This window comes from Rhodovulum sp. PH10, assembly GCF_000293785.1.
Classification (GTDB): domain Bacteria; phylum Pseudomonadota; class Alphaproteobacteria; order Rhizobiales; family Xanthobacteraceae; genus Rhodoplanes.
In genome coordinates this window covers 1-1,746 of record NZ_AKZI01000245.1, presented here as the reverse complement: position 1 = coordinate 1,746, position 1,746 = coordinate 1, and the positions used below count along the sequence as shown (strand labels likewise).

At 69.9% G+C, this 1,746-nt stretch carries 1 protein-coding gene and 1 pseudogene; both read right to left on the bottom strand.

Features of this window, described 5'->3' with window-relative positions:
• Nucleotides 1-1,072: HAMP domain-containing protein (locus tag A33M_RS21825; RefSeq protein WP_040622704.1), on the bottom strand; the 1,072-nt coding region annotated here is incomplete at its 3' end.
• 95 nt (nt 1,073-1,167) lie between these two features.
• Nucleotides 1,168-1,746 (bottom strand): annotated as a pseudogene (locus A33M_RS21820) (methyl-accepting chemotaxis protein); the annotation flags it as partial.

Here is a 1,746-nt window from a genome sequence, read left to right as displayed (position 1 = left end):
CGGTCTGCGAGGCGTTGTCGGCGTTCTGCTTGATGTTGGCCGCCATCTCTTCCATCGACGAGGAGGCCTCCTCGGCGGAGGCGGCCTGCTCGGTCGCGCCGGCCGAGAGCTGCTCGGCGGCCGACGACAGCTGCTGGCTGCCGCACGAGACGTTGTCGGCGGCGCCGAGCGATTCCGACACCACCTGCCGCAGCCGCGTCACCATCCGCTCGAGCGCCATGCCGAGCATGTCCTTCTCGGAGAAGCGCTGCACCTTCACGGTGAGATCGCCGTCGGCGATGGTGTCGGCGACCTCGGCATTGGTCCGCAGATTGGTCGTCATGCGGTCGAGCGCGTCGATCAAGTCCTTGATCTCGTCGTTGCTCGACGCCTCGACCTTCTGGCTCAGATCGCCGAGCGCGACCGCCTCGGCGAGCGCGCCCGCCCGTGCGAGCCCGCGGCTGATGCTCAGCGCCATCCAGGCGGCAATCGCGACGGCGATCACCAGCGCGCCGATCACCATGCCGAGCATCAGCGAGCGGGCGCCGTCGTACTCCTCGTCGGCGGCGTGCTTGGCGCTCTCCAGCCGGCCGCGGTTGAGCTCCTCGATGGCGCCGAGGCTCTTGTGCACGGCGACCACCGCCTCGCGGGCCTGGTTGCTCGACAGGTCGCGCGCCTGCGAGACGTTGCCCTGCTGCATCGCTGCGCGGATGCGATCCTGCACCGGGATCCATTGCTGGACGGCGATCCGCGCCGCCGTCCACATCGGCTTGCCCTGGGTGGTCGCGGTCGCCTCCGCCTTCTCGATCGCGCCGAGCAGCTCCTGGCGCTCCTTCACCACCTCGGCATCGAACCGCTCGATCTCCTCGCGCCCGATCGCAGTGATCAGGTTCTTCTCCGCCCGCACGACCGAGAGCGACGTGTTCGACAGCTCGAGCGACAGCCGCTGGCGGGTCACCGGCCCGTCGACCAGCGACGTGAGATTCTTGTCGAGCGACGCCAGATTGGCGATGCCGATCCAGGCGGTGAGCGCCGACAGGACGATGACGATCGCAAAGGCGATCGCGAGCTTGAGCTTGATGGTGATCCGCATCGCTAATGTCCTTCCCGCAACGGTCGTGATCGGACCCGGCCCTCGACCCGGGAGCGACGCGCGACGCAAGGTTCTCGTACTGCTCGACGCATCGGTCAGCTCGCCCGTTCGAACTGCTGATCGGTGGCGTCCGGTCCGCCGGCGGCGAGGTCGAGCGTGAAGCCGCTCTTCGCGGCGGACGAGCCGCGCCCGCGCCCATAGGCGGCGCGCACCGTCTCGACCAGCTGGGCCGCCCCGTTGGGCGCCGCGCGCGACGCGGCCGGCATCGCCGGCGACGGCGGACGCCCCACCTTCGCCGAACGGCGCTGCGGCGTCGCCCCCGCCTGGTCGGTGCGGAAATAGGCGATGCTCGACTGCAGCTGCTCGGCCTGGGCGGCGAGCTCGGCGGAGGTGGCCGACATCTCCTCGGAAGCCGAGGCGTTCTGCTGGATCACCTTGTCGAGCTGCTGGATCGCCTGGTTCACCTGATCGGCGCCGATGTCCTGCTCGCGGCAGGCGGCGGAGATTTCGGCGACCAGCTCGGCGGTCCGCTGGATGTCCGGCACCAGCTTGGTGAGCAGCTCGCCCGCCTCCTGCGCCACCTTCACGGTCTTCGACGACACCGTGCCGATCTCGGCCGCCGCGGTCTGGCTGCGCTCGGCGAGCTTCCTCACCTCCGACGCGACGACGGCAAA